This window comes from Achromobacter sp. 18P8.1.1 (genome assembly GCF_057799415.1).
The window spans coordinates 1-18,495 of sequence record NZ_JBYOKH010000016.1 but is presented as its reverse complement, the minus strand read 5'-3'; the positions used below and the strand labels follow the sequence as shown (position 1 = coordinate 18,495).

Below are 18,495 nucleotides of genomic sequence, written 5' to 3'. Positions count from 1 at the left end.
GGGCGCTGCTGGCGATGCTGGCGTTGACGCTGGCCGCCTGCACCACCACGCCGAAACCCATCGAAGGCGCCAGCCCCGATGCGTTTTCGCGCATCGGCCGCTTCGCCATCACCGTGAACGAAGAAAGCGGCAAGCAGAGCGCCGTCCAAGGCGGCTTTTCGTGGTCGGACGATGGTCGGCGCTACGTGCTGGACCTGACCAATCCGCTGGGTTCGACCGAAGCTCGCGTGGAAGGCCAGCCCGGCGCCGCCAGCCTGACCAAGGCCGATGGCACGCGCCTGGTTGCCGACAACCCCGATGCCCTCGCTGAAGACGCGCTGGGCAGCAGCGTGCCGGTGTCCGGCTTGCGCGACTGGCTGCGCGGCAAACTGCCGGCGCAACCCGAAGCCTCCGACGTGTCTCGCGATGAACTGGGTCGTCCCGCCTCCTTCGAGCAGGGCGGCTGGCGGGCCAAGCTGTCGCGCTACGACACGCTGGGGCCGCAGTTGCTGGTCCTGGAGCGCCTGGAACCCGGCCGCCGCGTCACGGTGCGTTTGGTCGTCAACCAGCCTTGATTCCGACGGAGCCGTTCGCGCTCCGTCGTCTTCCCCCTTTGAATGGCAATAGCCGCTACCCGCGGCCGGGCCTAACACGTCCGGCATTTCGCAATCGGCCAAATAAACGCGGCAAAGGCGGTCGTGTTACGGCTTGAAATAGTCAGGCCGGACTGAATAATTCTCCTCATGCCCGCGCGGGGCCACCCTTCGCGCGGACCGCAAGTGCGGCGGCGGCCAACCTGTCGCCGCCTTTTTTGGAGAATGCCCTATGTTCAGGAACACGCGCATCGCGACGATGCTGTTAGGAATCATCGCGATCTTTTTTACGTTTCAGCTGCTGGTGGGGGGCATGGGTTTTGTCGCATTGCGCCAGACCAACCAGGACGTCGGCCAGCTCTATCGCCTTTCCTCGCAACAGGTCAACGCCGTGAACACGGCCGCCTTGTCGCTGGTAGCGGCCCGTACCGATTTGAGCCGCTACGCCACGCGCGTCGCGCAAGGCAACACCAGCGACACGACCGCGCTGCGCCTGGCGCGCCAGCGCATCGCCTCGGGCGACCGCGCTTTCCAAGGTTTTTCCAGTGGCCTGTCGGCCGCAGAAAAGACCGCGTCCGCCGATCTGATCCAGGCCTACACCAACCTCAGCGCCAACCTGCAAAGCGTGGGCCGCGTGCTGGAGGCGGGCGACATGGAAAGTTATTTCAAGCAAGGCACGCAGCAGGCGCAAGAACTGCTGGTCAGTGAACGCGACGCCTTCATGGTCCGGGCCGAAGAGGCCGGGCAGGGCGCGATGGCGGAGATTTCTTTCTTCCACACCCTGTTCTCGTCGTTGTTGGCCGGCATCCTGGCGCTGGGCCTGTTGATGGCCGTGGGCGCCCATGTGCTGATCCGCCGTATGATCGTGCGGCCGCTGCTGGAAGCCGGTGAGATCTTTCGCCGCATCGCCGAAGGCGACCTGACCCGTCGCGTCGCCGATCGCGGCAAGAACGAAATCGGTGCACTGCTGGCCGCCTTGAAAGGCATGCAGGACAGCCTGGTGCGCACGGTTTCCGCCGTGCGCCGGGGCGTGGACGAGATCAATGTGGGCGCGCGCGAAATTTCCGCGGGTAACACCGACCTGTCCAGTCGCACGGAAGAGCAGGCCGCATCCCTGGAAGAGACGGCCGCCAGCATGGAAGAACTGGCGTCCACTGTGAAGCAGAACGCCGATACCGCCCGTGAAGCCAACCACATGGTGGCCACGTCCGCGGCAGTGGCGCAGCGCGGCGGGGACGCCGTGGCCAGCGTGGTCGAGACCATGCGCGCCATCTCCGGCAGTTCGTCCCGCATCGCCGACATCGTGGGTGTGATCGACGGCATCGCGTTCCAGACCAACATCCTGGCGCTGAATGCGGCGGTGGAGGCCGCGCGCGCAGGCGAGCAGGGCAAGGGTTTCGCGGTCGTGGCCAGTGAGGTGCGCACGCTCGCGCAGCGCAGCGCGGCCGCCGCCAAGGAAATCAAGCAACTGATCGAGGACTCCGCGCAGACGGTCGGCAAGGGATCCGAGCAGGTCGAAAGCGCCGGCGCCACCATGCGTGAAATCGTGGACTCGGTGCAGCGCGTGACCCGCCTGATGGGCGAAATCTCCGCGGCTTCCGAGGAGCAGGCCAGCGGAATCGATCAGGTCAACCGGGCGGTGTCGCAGATGGACAGCGTGACGCAGCAGAACGCGGCCTTGGTGGAAGAGGCGGCAGCGGCCGCCGGTGCGCTGGAAGAGCAGGCTCGCCAACTGGCGGGCGCCGTCTCCGTCTTCAAGTTGCCAGACGGCCAGGTGATCGACGCGCCGGCAGGGCGGCTGGCTGGCGCGGGTGCGCCGCAACTGGCCTGAGGGCAGGCGCGGCGGCCGGTGCGTGGCTAGAATGTGGGCATGTCCCGCACCGGTTGTTTTCTGTGACTCTGTACGACGTTCCCGCTCCCGCCAAATTGAACCTGTTCCTGCACGTGGTGGGCCGCCGTCCTGACGGCTATCACCTGCTGCAGACGGTCTTCCGTTTCATCGATTTGTGCGACACGTTGCATTTCGAGGTGCGCGCGGATGGCGTCATCAGCCGCGCCTCCGATCTGCCTGGCGTCTCTGAAGCCGATGACCTGACCTTGCGCGCGGCCCATGCGCTGCAACGCGCCACGGGCACGCGCCAGGGGGCGCAGATCGCGCTGGAAAAGCGCATTCCGCAGGGTGGTGGCCTGGGCGGAGGGTCCAGCGACGCCGCGACCGTGCTGATCGCGCTGAACAAGCTGTGGGGGACGGGGCTGACGCGCCGCGAGCTCATGGCGTTGGCCTTGCCGCTGGGCGCGGATGTGCCCGTGTTCGTCTTCGGGCAATCGGCATTCGCCGAAGGCGTAGGCGAAGCGCTCACTGCCGTGACGCTGCCCGAACGCGCGTATCTGGTTGCGCAACCGGATACCAGCGTGCCGACTGTTGGAATATTTTCGGCACCCGATTTGACAAGGGATTCTTCTTACATCACAATAGCGGACTTTCTTGCTTCGCCAACTTTTTCCTTCGGGAAAAATGATTTGGAGCCGGTAGTTCACCGTCTTTATCCTGAGGTTCTCAGGGCAACGCGGTGGCTTAGCGAACAGGGCATACCAGTTCGCATGTCGGGATCAGGCGCATGTTTATTCGCCGAGTTTTCCGAACTTTCCGAAGCCGTTTTGGCAAAAGCAGAAATATCCGCTATAATGCGCGGCGCTGTTGAAACAAACAACGCAACGCATCCAGGGTTTCGGTTAGTTCAGGCATGTACTGGTTTAACTGAACATCCACTGCGGAATTGGATTGCAAGATAGTTGGGGAGTCGCCAAGCTGGTTAAGGCACCGGATTTTGATTCCGGCATGCGAAGGTTCGAATCCTTCCTCCCCAGCCAACCGAATACATAAAAAAGCTGTTGAACACGCCTGTAAGACACTGGCCCGGGTTCAGCAGCTTTTTTATTTTCCGGGTCCGCTGGTGTTTCGTAGCACCCCGCATCACCTCGTTAGTGTCTTAAAACGACCATCGCATCATCCATCATGGCAAACGATAGCTTCATGATCTTCACGGGAACGGCCAATACTCGGCTGGCCGTGGACGTAGTCAACCACCTCGATATGTCCCTGGGCAAGATGACCGTCGGTCGCTTCTCGGACGGCGAGGTGATGGTCGAAATCAACGAGAACGTGCGTGGCAAGGACGTCTTCGTCCTGCAGCCCACCTGTGCCCCTACCAATGACAACCTGATGGAAATCATGGTCATGGTCGATGCATTGCGCCGCGCTTCCGCTGGCCGCATCACCGCCGCGATTCCCTATTTCGGCTATGCCCGCCAAGACCGCCGCCCGCGTTCGGCGCGCGTTGCGATCTCGGCCAAGGTCGTGGCCAACATGCTGCAAGTGGCTGGCGTCGATCGCGTCCTGACGATGGACCTGCACGCTGACCAGATCCAGGGCTTCTTCGATATCCCCGTGGACAACATCTACGCCGGTCCGATTTTGCTGGGCGACATCTGGCGCCGCAATTTCTCGAACCTGGTCGTGGTGTCCCCGGACATCGGCGGCGTGGTCCGCGCACGTGCACTGGCCAAGCAACTGGAAGCCGATCTGGCCATCATCGACAAGCGTCGTCCGCGCGCCAACGTGTCGGAAGTGATGAACATCATCGGTGAAGTCGACGGCCGCACCTGCATCATCATGGACGATATGGTCGACACCGCCGGTACGCTGTGCAAGGCGGCCCAGGCCCTGAAAGACCGCGGCGCCGGCGCCGTTTACGCCTATTGCACGCACCCCGTGCTGTCGGGCGGCGCCATTGACCGCATCGAAGCGTCGGAACTGGACGAACTGGTCGTCACCGACACCATCCCGCTCTCCGAGCAAGGCCAGGCCAGCGGCAAGATCCGCCAGCTGTCGTGCGCCGCGCTGCTGGGCGAGACCATCCTGCGTATCTCGAACGCGGAATCGGTCAGCTCGCTGTTCGTCGACTGACGCGTAGGCGTCAGCCGGGCCCGCAGCCCACTTTAGTTTTTGCACCTTGCTGGTCGCGGCAAGGCGCAATCAACACGGCGCGCATGTTGCGCGCCGTGCCGTTAACTGGTGAAGCCTCTTCACCTTATTTTGTTTTTGGAGTTTTCCATGAAATTTATCGCCACTGCGCGTAGCGTCCAGGGTTCGAGTGCGAGCCGCCGCCTGCGCCGCGCGGGCCGCGTTCCCGCCATTGTCTATGGTGGTACGGCTGCCCCCCTGAACATCGAACTCGACCACAACGAGATCTACCACGCCCTGCGTAAGGAAGAATTCCACGCATCGATCCTGCAAATGCAGCTCGAAGGCGCCAAGGAAGAGCAAGTTCTGCTGCGTTCGGTTCAATGGCACGCCTACAAGCCGCAAGTCCTGCACGTGGACTTCCAGCGCGTCGACGCCAACCAAGCCCTGCGTACCAAGGTGCCGCTGCACTTCGTGAACGCTGAAATCTCGCCGGCCGTGAAGCTGTCGGGCGCCATCATCAGCCACGTGACGACCGAACTGGAAATCACCTGCCTGCCGAAGGCTCTGCCCCAGTTCATCGAAGTCGACCTGACCAACATCCTGGCTGGCGCTTCGATCCACCTGGCCGACATCAAGCTGCCCATGGGCGTGACGTACGTCCCCCACGGCGGTGAAGACAACCCGCTGCTGGCTGCTGCCATCGTCAAGGGCGGCGCTGCCGCCGACGACGCCGAAGCTGCCGCTCCGGCCGCCTAAGTCTTGCCGGAAGGCCTTCGGGCTTTCCAGCGGCTTATGCCCGAAACCCTGCGTGTGCATTTGCATGCGCAGGGTTTTTTGGTTTAAACACCCTCCATCATGTCTATTCCCATACGCCTCATCGTGGGATTGGGTAATCCCGGTCCCGACTACGAAACCACCCGGCACAACGCCGGCTTCTGGCTGGCCGACCACCTGGCGGACGACCTGCGCACTTCTTTTGCGCTGGAGAAGTCTTTTTTCGGCATGGTGGCCAAGTCGCGCCTGGGCGCGGACAACGTGCTGCTGCTCAAGCCCATCACCTATATGAACAAATCCGGCCAGGCGGTCGGCGCGCTGGCCCGCTTCTACAAGCTGGAACCCGAGCAGGTGCTGGTGCTGCATGACGAACTGGACCTGCTGCCGGGCCAGGTGAAGCTCAAGCAGGGCGGCGGCCATGCCGGCCACAATGGCTTGAAGGATATTCAGGCCGTGCTGGGCAGTCCCAACTTCTGGCGCCTGCGCATCGGCATCGGCCATCCGCGCACCCTGAATCTGGCCCAGCAAGTGGCGGACTTCGTGCTGCATCCGCCGCGCCGCGAGGAACAGAAAGAAATCGAAGCCGTCATCGACCGCTGCCGCGCTGTTGTGCCGGCGATGCTGGCCGGTGATTTCGCGCTGGCGACCCGCCAGCTGCATAGCGGCAACGTCGCCTGATGACCCGCAGCCCGCAGCCCACCTCTGGCGGCAAGATGCGCTTTCGCGACGAGGTCGTGGACTTCTGGCGGTACATCCGCCATCCGCACTCCGTCGCACGCTTGCCGGGGCGCACCGCGGGCGCCAGCCTGGCGACCGATTGGTGGCCGGGCATCGGCCCCGGGCGCTTGCTGGCGTGGGCGGGGCTGCTGTGGGCGCTGAACCTGTTCGCGCTGGGGCCGGTGGCCGTGATGGCGGCCGGCGTGGGCGGCGCGACGCACCGGATCGATCCCACCAACCTGCCGTGGCTGACCGCCGTATTGTGGGCGCCGCTGGTGGAAGAAATGCTCTTTCGCTACGGCTTGCGCCGGCCCAAGCAGGTGTTGTGGCTGGTGCCGGCCTTGATGCCCGTCGTGCTGTACGGCCCGAAGCTGTGGACAGGCTTGCTGCTGGCCGCGTTCGTGATCCTGGCATGCTGGGGAACGCGCCAGCGCGCAGAGCCGCTGCATGGCTGGGACACGGCCTGGCGGCGCTATTACCTGAAGCACTTCAGCCTGGTGTTCCATCTGGTGGCGCTGACCTTTGCCGCCGTGCACCTGACGAACTTCGTCTACAGCAAGACGCCGTACTGGCTGATGCCGCTGCTGGTGCTGCCGCAGTGGCTGACCGGCCTGGTGCTGGGCTGGATGCGCGTGCGGCGCGGCATCGGCGCGGCCATCGTGCTGCATGCGACTTTCAACGCCGGCCCCATTTTGATGATCTGGGCCGTCATGCGCTGGGCGCCCTCCGCCGCCAGTTAGCGGGGCCGCATCCCCCGTGCCGCGGCAAGTGCCCCAGCCCCCGGCCGGGGTAAACTAGAACGTTAACGATCAATACCGTACTTACACAGGATTCCCATGGCTCTGCAATGCGGCATCGTCGGCCTGCCCAACGTTGGCAAATCGACACTCTTCAATGCTCTGACCCGCGCCGGCATCGCCGCCGAGAACTACCCGTTCTGCACCATCGAACCCAACGTCGGTGTGGTCGAGGTGCCGGATCCGCGTCTGCAGAAGCTGGCTGAAATCGTCAAGCCCGAACGCATCCTGTCCGCCACCGTCGAATTCGTCGACATCGCGGGCCTGGTCGCCGGCGCGAGCAAGGGCGAAGGCCTGGGCAACCAGTTCCTGTCGCACATCCGCGAAACCGACGCCATCGTCAACGTCGTGCGCTGCTTCGAAGATCCCAACGTGATCCACGTGGCCGGCAAGGTCGACCCGATCGCCGACATCGAAGTCATCGAGACCGAACTCGCGCTGGCCGACTTGCAGACCGCCGAAAAGGCCCTGCTGCGCCACCAGAAGACCGCGCGTTCCGGCGACAAGGAATCGCAGCGCATCGTGGCCGTGCTGGAAAAGTGCATTGCCCAGCTGAACGAAGCCAAGCCGATCCGCGCGCTGGACCTGACGACCGAAGAACACGCCGACATCGCCCAGCTGTGCTTCATCACCGCCAAGCGCGCGATGTACGTGGGCAACGTGGCCGATGACGGCTTCACGAACAACCCGCTGCTGGACCGCCTGACCGAATTCGCCGCCGCGCGCAACGCGCCGGTCGTGGCCATCTGCGCCGCCATCGAATCCGAAATCGTGGACCTGGACGACGCCGACCGCCAAGCCTTCCTGTCCGACATGGGCATGGAAGAGCCGGGCCTGAACCGCCTGATCCGCGCCGCCTTCAAGCTGCTGGGCCTGCAGACCTACTTCACCGCCGGTGTGAAGGAAGTTCGCGCCTGGACGGTGGCCATCGGCGCCACCGCGCCGCAAGCCGCAGGCGTCATTCACACCGACTTCGAACGCGGCTTCATCCGCGCCCAGACGATCGCGTACGAAGACTTCATCACGTACAAGGGCGAGCAGGGCGCCAAGGAAGCGGGCAAGATGCGCGCCGAAGGCAAGGAATACATCGTGCAGGACGGCGATGTGATGAACTTCCTGTTCAACGTCTGACGCCAGTTACCTGGACTAGGCGGGGCCGGTCGCACGCAGCGCATCTACGGATGCGCCGCGTGTCCGGCCCCGCTACCGTTTCAGGAACGGGCCGGTCACCGAGTCCGGCGCGCGCATCATTTGCGCCGGCGTTCCTTCGAACAGGATGCGTCCGCCTTGTTTACCTGCGCCGGGCCCCATTTCGATCAGCCAGTCGGCGTGGGCGATCACGTCCAGATTGTGTTCGACCGCGATGACGGTGTGACCGCGTTCGGTCAATGCATCGAACACCGACAGCAGGCGCTGGACGTCCGCCATGTGCAGGCCCGACGTCGGTTCGTCAAATATGTATAGGCTGCCTTCTTCTTTCAGGCGGGCGGCCAGCTTCAGGCGCTGGCGTTCTCCGCCGGACAGCGTGTTCAAGCGCTGCCCCAGCGACGCATAAGCCAATCCCACCCAAGCGAGCCGGTTCAACGGGTCGGCGGCATCCGCATGCCCCGAAAAGTGCGTTGCGGCCTGCGTCACGGAAAGCGCCAGCGTCTGTGCGATGTCCAGGCCCCGCCAAGTAACGGCGCGCGCCTCGTCGTTGAAGCCCGTGCCGTTGCACGCGTCACAGTGCGTTTCCACCGTGTCCATGAATGCCAGGTCGGTCTGGATGAAGCCAAGCCCTTTGCACGCCGGGCAGGCGCCCTGTGCGTTGCTGCTGAACAGGCTGGCGGGTTTGCCGCTGGCCTTGGCGAACAGTGCCCGGATGGTGTCCAGCGCTCCGATGTAGCTGGCGATCGACGAACGCCGCGTACCTCCCAGCGCGCCTTGATCGATCAGGACGGCGTGCGGGTAGCTGCGCGGTAGTAGACGGTTGACCAGCGTGCTTTTGCCGGAGCCTGCGACGCCGGTCACCACCGTCAGGATGCCGGTGGGGATGGAGACGCTGACGTTGTGCAGGCTATGCAGCGACAGGTTGCGCAACGGCAGTTGGCCCGTCGCCGGCCGGGGTGTGCGCAGGGGCGCTGAGGGCCGGGATAGGCAGCGGCCGGTGAGCGTGTCGGCTTGCCGCAAGCCGGCGTAATCGCCCTGATAGACCACGCGCCCGCCTTCGGCGCCCGCGCCGGGGCCCATGTCCACGACGTGATCGGCGATGGCGATCACATCGGGATCGTGTTCGACGACGAGCACCGTGTTGCCCTTGTCGCGCAGGCTGCGTAGCAACGTATTGAGCTGGTGGACGTCGCGCGGATGCAAGCCGACGCTGGGTTCATCGAAGATGTAGGCGATATCGGCCAGGCTGCTGCCCAGGTGCCGCACCATCTTGACGCGCTGCGATTCCCCACCCGACAGGCTGGTCGTCTCGCGGGCGAGGCTGAGGTAATCCAGGCCGATGCCCGCCATCTGCCCCAGGCGTTCGACGATGGCGGCCGCAACGGTGGCGACGGGCGCGGCGTTGATCTCGCGGATGAACGGCAAGAGGTCGGTGATCTCCATCGCGGCGCAATCGGCGATGGATTTGCCATTGATCCTGCACGAGAGAATGGTGGGATTGAGCCGCGTGCCGCCGCAGTCCGCACACGGCTGGCGGGTGATCACGCGGGCCAGTCCTTCACGTTCGGCTTGCGTCAGGCGGTTGGGTTCGTGTTCCAGATACGCGCGCCTGAAGCGTGGAATGACGCCCTGGAAGCGGGCGGTGGCAGGCCAGCCCGGCAGGGGATCGGACACGGCCATATCGTCCGCGTAGAGCAGCGTCTGCCATTCGGCTTCGCGATACTTGGATAGGGGCTTGTCGCAATCAAACAGCCCGGCGCAGACATAGCGCTTCCAGCGGTATGTGCCGGGCGCGAAGGTCGGGAACCGGATCGCGCCCTGGTTCAGGGATTTGTCGCGGTCGAATAATTCCTCAAGATCCAGGCGGTCGACCCAGCCCAGCCCCTGGCACGTTGGGCACATGCCTTGGGGATGGTTGAAGGAAAAGACATTGGCGTAACCGACGAAGGGCTGGCCAGCGCGCGCGAACAGCAGCCGCAGCAGGGGCTGTATGTCGGTGATGGTGCCCACCGTCGAGCGCGCGTTGCCTCCAAGCGGCTTCTGATCGACGACGATGGAGGCGGGCAGGTTGCGCAGGGCATCGGCGATGGGCTGGCCGTAATGCGGCAAACGGTGGCGGACGAAGGCGCTGTGGCTTTCGTTTAGCTGGCGCTGCGATTCGGCGGCGATGGTGTCGAACACCAGTGACGATTTGCCCGACCCCGATACGCCCGTGAACACGGTGATGCGATGCTTGGGGATGCGCAGGCTGACGCCTTGCAGGTTGTTCCCCCGCGCGCCGACAATTTCCATGTCGCGGTACGCGGGGGCTTCGTGAGGATTGCGTATGCTCATGGACGCCCCGCTTCTAGCAAAGTCATTTCCGGCGGGAAATCAACCGCCAAGAGCGCTTCTGATGCGCTACGCGGCCTTGCCGCCCGCCGCGCGCACGAAGTTTTCTTCCAGCACGCTCAACACCCGGTTCAAGGTCTCGACATCGGCGGCCGACAGTCCCTTGAGTGATTCATCGAAGAAGGCCGCGCGCTTGGGCAGGGCTTCGTTCACCACGGCCTGGCCCGCCGGGGTCAGGGTGGCGTTGGTCAGCCGGTTGTCTTGCGCGTCGACCGCGCGCGAGATCCATCCCAGCTTCTGCATGGCCTGCAGTTGGCGCGTCAATGACGCGGGGTCCAGGCGGCAGCGTTCGGCCAAGTGCTTCTGCGAGCATTGCCCGCACTCATGCAGCGCCAGCAAGATGCGCCAGCGGGGCAGGGCGTGGCCGACTTTGCTGCTGAACGCGCTTTGCATCACACGGTATGTCTGCCCCATGTGCTGGATGACTTGCAGGCCTTGTTGTTGTTTGGGCAAAAGCTACTCTCCGACGCTTGCGGGCTCCGCTTTCGGAGGCCGGGCCAATTGCACCAGGGGCACGCGCCGCACGCACCACAGCGCGAAGATGGCGACGGCCAGGGCGATGAGCTGCCCTTCGTGGATGGCGCCTACCAGCGCGACGCGCGCGATCTCGATCAACGACGTCCCGTCCTGGCCTTGATGCGCCAATTGTGCCAGGAACTGCGTTTGCGCCGCCGGATTGACCAGCATCTGCGGGTCGTTCAGCTCGGGCAGCCATTGCGCCGAGGCGCCGCGCAAGGTGGATTCGACGCCGCTGAAGTAGCTGTGGCTCACCATGGTGCCGACGACCGCGGTGCCCAGCATGCCGCCGATCATCCGCAGGGACTGCAGCAGCGCCGTGGCGATGCCCAGGTGCGTGCGCCCGGCGGTCTGCTGCGCGAAGACGGTCAGGTTGGGCATGATGAAACCCATGCCCAGGCCGGCCATCAGCATGTAGGCGGCGATCAGCCCATGTGACGTATAGCTGTGGGTGGTAACAATACCCAAACAGGACAAGGCCATCAGCAGGAAGCCGGCGTAGAGCATCCGGTTGGGGTTGCGGATGCGCGTGATGACGCGGCCGTTGATGATGCTGCCCACGGTGATGAAGACGACCATGGGCGTGATCAGCAGGCCGGCGTCCTGGGGCGACAGGCCGAAGCCGCCTTGCAGCAGCAAGGGCGCGTAGAACAGCAGCGAATACATCGTGACGCCCACCAGCAGCGCCAGCGTGAAGAGCGTGGCCAGACCGCGGTTGCGGAACATGTCCAGCGGCAAGAGCGGGTGCGGGCAGCGCTTTTCCCACCAGTACAGCAGCGCGAAGGCGGCGATGCTGCCTACGCCCAGCAGCACGATCGCCGTGCTGATGCCTTCCTTGGGCAGCAGCTCGACCAGCAATTGCAGGCTGCCGAGTGCCAGCGCGATCAGCACGGCGCCCTGCCAGTCCAGCCGCACCTTGCCGGACGTATGGTTGCGCAGGTGCGGCAGGTAGCGCGCCACGAACCACAGGCCCAGGATGCCGATGGGCAGGTTCACGTAGAACACCGAGCGCCAGCCGTAATGTTCGGTCAGCGCGCCGCCCAGCGTCGGGCCCACCGCATTGGCGATGCCGAAGGCGGAGCTGAGCATCACCTGCCAGCGCAGGCGCACGTGGGGGTCGGGGAACAGATCGGGGATGGAGGCGAAGGCCGTGCCCACCAGCATGCCGCCGCCGATGCCCTGCAAGGCCCGCGCCAGCACTAGCGTGAACATGCTGTTGGCCGCGCCGCACAGGACCGAGGCCAGGGTGAACAGGATGATCGCCGCCACCACGAAGGGCTTGCGGCCGTAGTAGTCGCCCAGCCGGCCGAAGATCGGCACCGTGATCACCGAGGTCAGCAGGTAAGACGTCGCAACCCATGCATACAGTTCGAATCCCTTGAGTTCGGCCACAATGGTCGGCAACGCGGTGCCCACCACGGTCTGGTCGATGGCGACCATCATCATGACGAAGCACATGCCCAGCATGGCCAGCAAAGTTTGGCGGAACGGAAGCACCTGTCCGGGCGAATGTGGGGTGCTGGGGGTGGGGGCGGGCATTGTTGGATGCATCAACGATTGATAGATCAATCATTCTAGTCCTACAATCCGCCAGACAGAAAACCGTCAGCTTTATGACCTCGCCACGGTTCGCGGCATGACTGAATGGGCCGGTTTTGGCATTCAGGCCCGATCGGGCATCGCGAAGCCGGTCTGATTTGTTACGATAGCGGAATCTGCACGCTGGTCATGCCGGCGTCTTCAGCAGGCCTTCCTTGGTAGACCCTCTTTCCTGGCGCCGCAGCCACAGGCTTCCGGCAGGAGCGAGGACTCGCCCTAAAAGGCATAAAGCTCCAATTGGCGCGTGGTTTTCCACCGCTACAGCACCATCCCCGCGCTTGGGCGCGGTGGGCGGCATTCAAGGATTTCCAGTCGAGGTACCGACGGGGCGGCAATGAAAACGTGGTTCAAGCGCATTTTGATAGGCCTGGTGGTGTTGGTTGTCGTGGCCGTCGTTGGCCTGGCCATCTTCTTGCTGACATTCGATCCCAACGCGTACAAGTACAAGCTGGAAGAGCTTGTGCAGGAACGCTATCACCGCACCCTCACGATCGACGGCGAGATCGAGCTTTCGCTCTTCCCGCGTATCGGCCTGTCGGTGCAGGGTGTCTCGCTGTCCGAGCCCAATAGCCCGGACACCTTCGCCTCCATCGAAAGCACCCGCCTGGCGGTTGCGGTGTGGCCGTTGCTGTCCAACAGCTTCGTGGTGGACCACGTGGCCATCAGCGGCTTCAAGGCGCGCGTGGTGCGCGACAAGGACGGCCAGTTCAACTTCAGCAACCTCGTGGGCGGCACGCCCGCGATCACCACCGCGCCGTCCAATCCGGCCGAAGCGCTGGTGGGAGCCGCCCAGACCGCGGCGCAGGCCATCACCAGCGGGACCTTGCCGCCGTCGCGCAACAACATGCAGATCGACATCGCCGGCCTGGACTTGAAGGACGGCGAAGTGCAGTTGCAGGACGCGATTTCGGGCATGGCCGTGGCCGTGACCAAGATCAACGCCAACACCGGCCGCGTCACCTTCAACCAGCCGTTCGATGTGCGCCTGACGGCGCGCGTCGAAGGCGGCAACCCCCGTGTCGACGCCAACCTGACCGGCCAGGCCCTGCTGACGCTGGACCCCTCGGCCAAGCGCTATGCAGCCCAGAAGCTGGATCTGCGCATGGACGGCAAGCTGCCCGGCGCGGAAGCCAAGAGCCTGGCCATGCGCGGCAACCTGGCCTTCAACGGCCAGAAGTCGGCGCTGGACGTGGCGGGCCTGGAAGTGGTTTTCCAGGGCGACATCACCGATCCCGCCGCGCGCGCCACCAATGTGGAAGCCAGCGTGGCCATGCCCAAGCTGGCGATCGATCCGCACAAGAGCCAGCTGCAGATCGAAAAGCTGGCGGTGCGTGCCAAGGGCAATTCCACAGACGGCCCGTTTGAACTGGCCGTGGACGCGCCCGCGTTGAACATCTCGCCCGCGTCGGCCACCGGCGAAGCGCTGACCGGCCGCGTGCGCATCAGCGGCCTGGACGCCAGCTTCGGCCTGAACGGCATCAGCGGCAACGCCGCCGAGCTGGACATCAAGGAAGCCAAGGTGGACAGCACGTCCAAGAATGGCGAGCGCGTGGTCAAGCTGAATTTCGCTTCGCCGCTGACCTTGAACCTGCTGCAGCGCAGTGGCGGCCTGTCCGGCCTGCGCGGCGACGTAAACATCACCGACCCGGGCCTGCCCAAGGGCAATCTGCAGATTCCCGTCATTGGCAGCTTGAACGTGGACCTGCTGAAAGACCAGGCCACCAGCAAGATCAACGCCGTGCTGGAAGGCGGCAAGTTCGACCTTAGCGCCGACATCACCAAGCTGTCCGATACGCCGCTGGTGAATTTTGCGCTGGCGGTGGATACGTTGGATCTGGACAAGCTGGTGCCGCCTGTTGCGGCAGCGCCGGCGAAGCCGCCTGCCGACGGCAAGAAAGACGATTCCAAACCGGCGGCCCCTGCCGCGCCGGCGGATGACTCGATCAACCTGTCCGCGCTGATCGGCCCCAGCGTCAACGGCACCCTGAAGGTCGGCAAGCTGGTCGTGCGCGGCCTGAAGGCCGATGACGTTGCCGCCGCCGTCAAGCTGGACAAGGGCAAGCTCGAGATCTCCAGCCTGACGGCCGGCCTGTACGGCGGCAAGCTGGCGGGTGCGCTGTCGGTTGATGCCGCGCAGGGCAACCAGTTGGCCACCAAGATGTCGTTGGCCGGCATTTCGATCGAACCGCTGCTGATGGACTTGGCAAAGCAGAACGTGCTGACCGGCACGGGCAGCCTGGCGCTGGATCTCAAGACTGCGGGCGCCAATGTCTACGCCATGAAGAGCGGCCTGGGCGGTACCTTGCAATTGCGCCTGCGTGACGGTGCGGTCAAGGGGATCAACCTGACGCAGACGCTGCGCGAGCTGAAGGCGGCGTTCAAGCCGGAATCGCAAGACGAGACCGTGCCCGCCGACACCAGCAAGCAGACGGAATTCTCCGAGATGGATGCCGACCTGGCCTTCACCAAGGGTGTGGCTGCCGTGAAGCGCCTGAACGTCGTATCGACGTTGCTGCGCGTGACTCAAGGCGATCCGGCCAGCATCGACTTCGTGAAGGACGAGCTGAACCTGGTGGCGCGCGTGCGTGTCGTCAACCCGGCGGCCGACCCCGAAGGCAAGGAACTGATCGACCTGAAGGACGTGACGATCCCGGTGCACGTGAAGGGGCCTTTCGACAAGCCGTCCTACACGGTGATGTGGAAAGACGCCATCGGCAACATCCTCAAACGCAGCCTGGAAAACAAGCTGCGCGAGGCGGTGACGGGCAAGGGCAAGAACGGCGCGGCCGTGGACAAGGCCTTGAAGGGATTGCTGGGCAAATGAGCACTTCGGACTTCCAGCCCATCGCGGAATGCGGCGTGACGCCGCAGCCCGCCGCGGCGGCCTACCACCGGCAATGGTTGATCGCCAATGATTCCGGCCAGTGGCTGAACCGCGAACTGTGCCCGCGGCTGGCCGACGTGTCGGTGGAATTGCGTTTGGGTTATCTGGTGTTGAAGGCGCCGGGCATGCTGCGCATGGACATTCCGCTGGACGTCATCGAAGACGACGACAGCGTGCGCTACAGCATGAAGGTGGGCGAACAGACCATCGACGTGGTCGACGAAGGCGAACTGGCCGCGGCCTGGATCTCGAACTTCGTGCAGGTGCCTTGCCGCATCATGAAGGTGCACCCGGATACGCCCGTGGCCGTCTGGCCCGCCTGAACCGATTCAGGAAAGCTGCCGGAGGGATCCGGCGGCGCGCTCTCAGGCGCCTGCCTTGGCGCGCTTGTATTCGAAAGCGGTATGGGCCAGCAGGCCTGCCGCCAGGCCCCAGAAGGCCGATCCAATTCCCCAGAAACTGAAACCCGATGCCGTTGCCAGCAAGGTGATGAGCGCAGCTTCGCGCCGTTGCGGATTGGCCATGGCCGCCGCCATGCCGCCCATGATCGTGCCCAGCAGCGCCAGGCCGGCCAGCGCGGCCAGCAGTGCCGCGGGCAAGGCCTGGAAGAAGACCGCCACCGCGCCCGCCACGACGCTCAATCCGACATACCCCAGCCCATAGGTGGCCGCCGCGATATAGCGCTTGGCGGGATCCGGGTGGGCTTCGGGGCCGGTGCAGATGGCGGCGCTGATGGCGCCCATCGTCACGCTGTGCGCGCCGAAGGGGGCGGCCAGCAGGCCAAGCAGGCCCGTGGCGGCCACGATGCGGGAGGCAGGGGGGCGATAGCCGGCGGCTTGCAGGATCGCCAGGCCGGGCAGGTTCTGCGACGCCATGGCCACGACGAACAGCGGGATGCCCAGGCTGACCGCGGCCTGGGCGCTGAAGGTGGGCGTGGTCCAGACGAATTCCGTCAGGTGCCAGTCCAGCAGGTCCAGCCGGATCAGGTCCAGCCCGAACGCCAGCGCGATGGCGACCACCATCACCACCAGCACCGCGTAACGCGGCGCCCAGCGCCGACAGGCCAGGTAGGTGGCGCACATCGCCAGCACCAGCGCCGGCTGCTGGCCGACGTTGCTGAAGATGCCCATGCCGAAGTTGAGCAGCACGCCGGCCAGCATGGCGGCGGCGATTTCACCGGGAATCCGGCGCAGGATAGGGTCGATCCAGCCGAACAGCCCGCAGATCAACGTCAGGCCGGCGGCCAGCACGTAGGCGCCGATCGCCTCGTTGAACGGGACGCCGACCAGTGCGGTGACGAGCAACGCGGCGCCGGGCGTGGACCAGGCCATGACGATGGGCAGGCCGGTGCGCAGGCTGTAGAACGCGCCGCCGAAGCCGAACGCCAGGCTCAGCGAGCCGATCCAGGAGCCGATGCGCGCCGCGTCCAGGCCGGCGGCATGGCCGGCTTGCACCATCAGGACGGCGGTGCCGCCGAAGCTGACCAGTACGGCGACCAGGCCAGCGGCGACCGCGGACGCGGAGATGTCGCGGCGGGCGTGATGGGGGGCAGGGGACGGGGAGGGAAGGTTGATGCCGGACTGCGTCGTGTCGCTCATGCGGCACCGGTCAGGCGGCGGTACTTGGCCATGAGCTGTTCCTGGCCTTCGTTCCATTGCGGGTGCAGTTCAATGCACTCCACCGGGCACACCACCTTGCACTGGGGTTCGTCGTGATGGCCGACGCACTCCGTGCATTTGTCGGGATCGATGACGTAATAGTCCTCGCCCATGGAAATCGCGTCGTTCGGGCACTGGGGCTCGCAAACGTCGCAATTGATGCATTCTTCGGTGATCAGCAGGGCCATGATGGGCAGCGGAGGAAAGCCGGGGGCGACCCACATTGTACTGCCGGGCGGAAAAGCGCAAGAAGGGCGCGAAATCGCGCCCTTCCGGGATGGTGCGGGGCGTGGCGGATCAGCCCGGCCAGGACTGTTCGCGGCGTTCCTTGGCCTTTTCCTGCAACCAGCGTTCCACGGACGGGAACACGAACTTGCTGACGTCGCCGCCCAGTTGGGCGATTTCGCGCACGATCGTGCCCGAAATGAACTGGTATTGATCCGACGGCGTCATGAACAGCGTTTCCACGTCGGGCAGCAGATGGCGGTTCATGCCGGCCATCTGGAATTCGTATTCGAAGTCGGACACGGCGCGCAGGCCGCGGACGATGACTCGCCCGCCTTGGTCGCGGACGAAATCCTTCAGCAGGCCGCCGAAGCTCTGCACTTCGACGTTGGGATAATGGCCCAGGACTTCACGGGCGATCTCCACGCGTTCGTCGATGCTGAAGAAAGGCTTCTTGTTGCGGCTGAGGGCGATGCCCACCACCACTTTGTCGAAAAGCGTGGCCGCGCGGCGGACCAGGTCTTCGTGGCCCCGGGTCAGCGGGTCGAAAGTGCCGGGATATACAGCGATGATCATGCGAGCTCCGTACCGTTATTAGTGGTGTACACCATCCTCCGAAGCTCGGATTATTGATCTATTTCCGCAATGCAGCAAATTCGAGCAGATGGTAGTGGACCGCGCCTGCCTTGTCCTGCCGCAAGATCTGGAATCCTTCGGGGGCTTCGATGGGGGTTTCCGCCTCGACATAGACTAGCCCATGCTCGGCCAGAATGCCCGGCAGGATCGGCCACAGGCGCGGCAGCCAGCCCTGTCCGAAGGGCGGATCCAACAGGATGAGGTCGAATCGGGACGCATCCATCCGTTCGGCGACCTGCATCGCATCGCCCACATGGATGCGTATCATGTCGGCTTTGAGCTTGTCGCGCAGTGTCCGCAGCGCGGACGCCGCGGTCTTGTCCCGCTCGACCATCTGCACATGCGCCACGCCGCGCGAGGCCGCCTCGAATCCCAGGGCGCCGCTGCCGGCGAACAGATCCAGCACCTGCTTGTCGGCGAATTCGCCGGCCCACAGGTGATTCAGCCAGTTGAACAGCGTCTCGCGCACCCGGTCGGGCGTGGGGCGCAGCGTCTCCACGTCGGGCACGGCGATGGGGGTGCGCCTGTATTGGCCACCGACGATACGAATATACTTGTTACCCATGTTTAGCCGCTTCTTCAAGAAAAAAACCCCTCCGCCCGCCGCGCC

Annotated in this window: 17 protein-coding genes and 1 tRNA gene; 11 read left to right on the top strand and 7 right to left on the bottom strand. The window is 64.6% G+C overall.

The annotated features are described in order from the left end of the window. The first annotated feature begins 14 nt into the window (after nucleotides 1-14). The 9 genes from lolB to ychF all read left to right on the top strand — a co-directional run bounded on the left by lolB (nucleotide 15) and on the right by ychF (nucleotide 7,958). Complete coding sequence (gene lolB / locus AC27VE_RS12565) at nucleotides 15-554, top strand: lipoprotein insertase outer membrane protein LolB (protein WP_234818447.1); 540 nt, start codon at nucleotides 15-17, stop codon at nucleotides 552-554. Nucleotides 555-804: 250 nt separating this feature from the next. After that, nucleotides 805-2,403: a methyl-accepting chemotaxis protein gene (locus AC27VE_RS12560; protein ID WP_088591631.1), complete on the top strand. Its 1,599-nt coding sequence runs from the start codon at nucleotides 805-807 to the stop codon at nucleotides 2,401-2,403. A 62-nt stretch (nucleotides 2,404-2,465) separates the two neighbouring features. Beyond that, a complete protein-coding gene (ispE, locus tag AC27VE_RS12555; protein WP_488704019.1) occupies nucleotides 2,466-3,365 on the top strand; it encodes a 4-(cytidine 5'-diphospho)-2-C-methyl-D-erythritol kinase in 900 nt (299 codons plus the stop codon). A 1-nt stretch (nucleotide 3,366) separates the two neighbouring features. Next, nucleotides 3,367-3,443: transfer RNA gene (locus AC27VE_RS12550), tRNA-Gln, on the top strand. 145 nt (nucleotides 3,444-3,588) lie between these two features. After that, nucleotides 3,589-4,539, top strand: coding sequence for a ribose-phosphate pyrophosphokinase (locus AC27VE_RS12545; protein WP_006227587.1), 951 nt, complete (start codon nucleotides 3,589-3,591; stop codon nucleotides 4,537-4,539). Nucleotides 4,540-4,686: 147 nt separating this feature from the next. Then, nucleotides 4,687-5,295, top strand: a complete 609-nt coding sequence (locus AC27VE_RS12540; protein ID WP_006227588.1) for a 50S ribosomal protein L25/general stress protein Ctc — start codon at nucleotides 4,687-4,689, stop codon at nucleotides 5,293-5,295. Nucleotides 5,296-5,394: 99 nt separating this feature from the next. Continuing rightward, on the top strand, nucleotides 5,395-5,991 hold the full coding sequence (gene pth / locus AC27VE_RS12535) for an aminoacyl-tRNA hydrolase (protein WP_006227589.1): 597 nt from the start codon (nucleotides 5,395-5,397) through the stop codon (nucleotides 5,989-5,991). Continuing rightward, nucleotides 5,991-6,770 carry a CPBP family glutamic-type intramembrane protease gene (locus AC27VE_RS12530; RefSeq protein WP_488704018.1) on the top strand — a complete coding sequence of 260 codons (780 nt, stop codon included), beginning with the start codon at nucleotides 5,991-5,993 and terminating at the stop codon, nucleotides 6,768-6,770. The genes pth and AC27VE_RS12530 overlap by 1 nt, the downstream gene beginning before the upstream one ends. A 96-nt stretch (nucleotides 6,771-6,866) precedes the next feature. Then, nucleotides 6,867-7,958 (top strand): redox-regulated ATPase YchF, encoded by a 1,092-nt coding sequence (gene ychF, locus AC27VE_RS12525; RefSeq protein ID WP_105556919.1) that lies wholly within the window; start codon nucleotides 6,867-6,869, stop codon nucleotides 7,956-7,958. 72 nt (nucleotides 7,959-8,030) lie between these two features. On the opposite strand, the gene AC27VE_RS12520 is transcribed toward ychF, so the two are convergent. The 3 genes from AC27VE_RS12520 to AC27VE_RS12510 all read right to left on the bottom strand — a co-directional run bounded on the left by AC27VE_RS12520 (nucleotide 8,031) and on the right by AC27VE_RS12510 (nucleotide 12,422). Further along, complete coding sequence (locus AC27VE_RS12520) at nucleotides 8,031-10,310, bottom strand: ATP-binding cassette domain-containing protein (RefSeq protein ID WP_488704017.1); 2,280 nt, start codon at nucleotides 10,308-10,310, stop codon at nucleotides 8,031-8,033. A gap of 66 nt (nucleotides 10,311-10,376) precedes the next feature. Next, nucleotides 10,377-10,820: a MarR family winged helix-turn-helix transcriptional regulator gene (locus AC27VE_RS12515; protein ID WP_427959259.1), complete on the bottom strand. Its 444-nt coding sequence runs from the start codon at nucleotides 10,818-10,820 to the stop codon at nucleotides 10,377-10,379. Nucleotides 10,821-10,823: 3 nt separating this feature from the next. Further along, nucleotides 10,824-12,422 (bottom strand): MDR family MFS transporter, encoded by a 1,599-nt coding sequence (locus tag AC27VE_RS12510; RefSeq protein WP_088589297.1) that lies wholly within the window; start codon nucleotides 12,420-12,422, stop codon nucleotides 10,824-10,826. A gap of 394 nt (nucleotides 12,423-12,816) precedes the next feature. Here AC27VE_RS12510 and AC27VE_RS12505 point away from each other — a divergent pair, with 394 nt between their 5' ends. Further along, nucleotides 12,817-15,306, top strand: a complete 2,490-nt coding sequence (locus AC27VE_RS12505; RefSeq protein WP_427959264.1) for an AsmA family protein — start codon at nucleotides 12,817-12,819, stop codon at nucleotides 15,304-15,306. Next, the gene (locus AC27VE_RS12500) at nucleotides 15,303-15,689 is read left to right on the top strand and encodes an MOSC N-terminal beta barrel domain-containing protein (RefSeq protein WP_088589299.1); all 387 of its coding nucleotides are present in this window, start codon (nucleotides 15,303-15,305) and stop codon (nucleotides 15,687-15,689) included. Before AC27VE_RS12505 ends, AC27VE_RS12500 begins: the two co-directional genes overlap by 4 nt. A 42-nt stretch (nucleotides 15,690-15,731) precedes the next feature. Here the strand turns inward: AC27VE_RS12500 and AC27VE_RS12495 are convergent, their stop codons facing one another. From AC27VE_RS12495 to rsmD, 4 genes are all read right to left on the bottom strand, one after another. Beyond that, complete coding sequence (locus tag AC27VE_RS12495; RefSeq protein ID WP_427959269.1) at nucleotides 15,732-16,964, bottom strand: benzoate/H(+) symporter BenE family transporter; 1,233 nt, start codon at nucleotides 16,962-16,964, stop codon at nucleotides 15,732-15,734. After that, nucleotides 16,961-17,212, bottom strand: a complete 252-nt coding sequence (locus tag AC27VE_RS12490) for a YfhL family 4Fe-4S dicluster ferredoxin (protein WP_006227600.1) — start codon at nucleotides 17,210-17,212, stop codon at nucleotides 16,961-16,963. The genes AC27VE_RS12495 and AC27VE_RS12490 overlap by 4 nt, the downstream gene beginning before the upstream one ends. Before the next feature lie 109 nt (nucleotides 17,213-17,321). Next, complete coding sequence (coaD, locus tag AC27VE_RS12485; protein WP_006227601.1) at nucleotides 17,322-17,825, bottom strand: pantetheine-phosphate adenylyltransferase; 504 nt, start codon at nucleotides 17,823-17,825, stop codon at nucleotides 17,322-17,324. Nucleotides 17,826-17,883: 58 nt separating this feature from the next. Then, a complete protein-coding gene (rsmD, locus tag AC27VE_RS12480; protein ID WP_006227602.1) occupies nucleotides 17,884-18,450 on the bottom strand; it encodes a 16S rRNA (guanine(966)-N(2))-methyltransferase RsmD in 567 nt (188 codons plus the stop codon). Nucleotides 18,451-18,495 lie beyond the last annotated feature (45 nt).